General features: G+C 65.3%; 1 protein-coding gene. It reads right to left on the bottom strand.

From position 1 onward, the window contains the following. Positions 1–236 (bottom strand): condensation domain-containing protein (locus SB765_RS33770; protein WP_410933054.1); only part of this gene is annotated, 236 nt, incomplete at both ends.

Below are 236 nucleotides of genomic sequence, written 5' to 3'. Positions count from 1 at the left end.
CGACAAGCTCAACAACGGCGCCTGCTCCAGCACAAAACCCTGGGTCCTGGCGGCCTGCGCCCTTTCATCCAGCGCCTGGGCGCGGTCTGCCCGCTCGCGCCAATCGAGTTCGGTAAACGGCAGGCGCGCCTGTTTGTAGACCACCTGCAAGGGTTGCTCAAGCTCGGTCTGCCAGAGGAAACCACTGCGCAGGATCTCGTGACGGTCGACCGCCGCCTGCCACGCCTGGCGAAAAC

It is taken from the genome of Pseudomonas sp. SIMBA_067 (assembly GCF_046534675.1).
GTDB classification, from domain to species: domain Bacteria; phylum Pseudomonadota; class Gammaproteobacteria; order Pseudomonadales; family Pseudomonadaceae; genus Aquipseudomonas; species Aquipseudomonas putida.
Note: the sequence above shows the minus strand (reverse complement) of the source record. Positions and strands in the feature narration are given on the sequence as shown.